Annotated in this window: 2 protein-coding genes and 1 pseudogene; 1 reads left to right on the top strand and 2 read right to left on the bottom strand. The window is 68.0% G+C overall.

Annotated features, from left to right (window positions below):
• Positions 1-71 precede the first annotated feature (71 nt).
• Positions 72-496, top strand: a pseudogene (locus ACWDZ7_RS42855) (transposase); the annotation flags it as partial.
• Between the two features lie 39 nt (positions 497-535).
• Here the strand turns inward: ACWDZ7_RS42855 and ACWDZ7_RS42850 are convergent.
• Positions 536-691 carry a hypothetical protein gene (locus ACWDZ7_RS42850; protein WP_451804393.1) on the bottom strand — a complete coding sequence of 52 codons (156 nt, stop codon included), beginning with the start codon at positions 689-691 and terminating at the stop codon, positions 536-538.
• Positions 688-996, bottom strand: coding sequence for a hypothetical protein (locus ACWDZ7_RS42845; protein ID WP_451804391.1), 309 nt, complete (start codon positions 994-996; stop codon positions 688-690). The genes ACWDZ7_RS42850 and ACWDZ7_RS42845 overlap by 4 nt, the downstream gene beginning before the upstream one ends.
• Positions 997-1,358 lie beyond the last annotated feature (362 nt).

Here is a 1,358-nt window from a genome sequence, read left to right as displayed (position 1 = left end):
ACGTAGCCCCTGGTCATGGGGCGGCCATCGCGCAACTCTGCGAGTAGTGACGCTCGTTGAGAGGTGGCGCGATGGCCTTGTCCCAGCATGACTTACTCCGGTTGATGGAGTCACTGCGTACGGCGGACGGAATCGAGTTGGTTCGGATTCTGGCTCAGCGGATCTTGCAGGAACTCATCGAGGCCGAGGCCACCTCGCAGATCGGTACGGAGCCCGGCGAGCGCACCGAGACCCGCACGACCTGGCGCAACGGGCACCGGGGGAAGGTCCTCACGACACAGGCCGGGAACCTGGACCTGGCGATCCCCAAGGTCCGTTCCGGCAGCTTCTTCCCGAGCCTGCCGGAACGCCGGCGCCGCATCGACCAGGCCCTCTACGCCGTGATCATGGAGGCATACGTCCACGGCGTGTCCCCCCCCCCCGAAGCGTGGACGACCTGGTCAAGGCCCTGGGCGGCGACACCGGGATCTCCAAGTCCGAGGTCTCGCGGATCTGCCGGCACCACCAGCAGATCGCGGTCCCCGAATGCCGCCCGCTAGGTGATCTTGTCGGCGATACCGTACGGCTTGGCGACCGCGAACGGGTCGACCTCGAGCGTCTCGAACGGGTCCAGGACGGCCAGCTGCGCTTCTACGGGCAGGCCGATGATCGTATCGATGGTGTGCGGGGAACGGGCGACGTGCCAGTTCACGCCGCGCCGCGCTGCTGGCGAAGCTTGGCCATTTGCTGCTTCCAGTCGTCGAACCGGGCCGCGGACTCGGGCGTCTCGCAGTGCTCGGCAGGCAGCGTACCGGTGGCCTCGTATTCGGCGCGGGCGGTTTCGATGTTCGGGGCCTCGACCTCGGCCCAACGGGAGGCGACGGCCTGCCACTTGTCGACGACCGCGGGTAGTTCGTCGACGGGCGCGAGGTGGACTTCACGCAGACACTGCTGGCGCATGTCGGGGGAGGGCAGGGCGTGGACGATGGTGTCGATGCTCCAGTCGTGGCCGCTCACCGTGGCCTCCTTTGCCACTCCCGAGCCGTGATATCAGGGTGATATCAGCCGTGCAGACCACCGTAGCGTCCTGTGGAGTGCGTGGTCTGCCCGGCGGCGGCATCGGCTTCAGAGTGATGGGCGCCGCCGAGCCTTGCCAAGGATGGCACGAGGCACTGACACCGGGGTCGAGGAGGGCGGCGCTGACGGGCGTTGTCAGTGGTGGCGATGATGCCCGGTATGGCGATCACGATGATGCATCAGGTGCTGACCTGGACCGACGCGGCAGGGAGACGCCGCGGGTCGGTGGGGGGGGGGGGGGGGCGGCGCCGCCCCCCCCCCCCCCCCCCCCGCCCCACACCCAAACACAAAACACTAAAAAA

Source organism: Streptomyces sp. NPDC003032, assembly GCF_053591415.1.
This window is presented reverse-complemented; position numbering and strand designations above follow the sequence as displayed.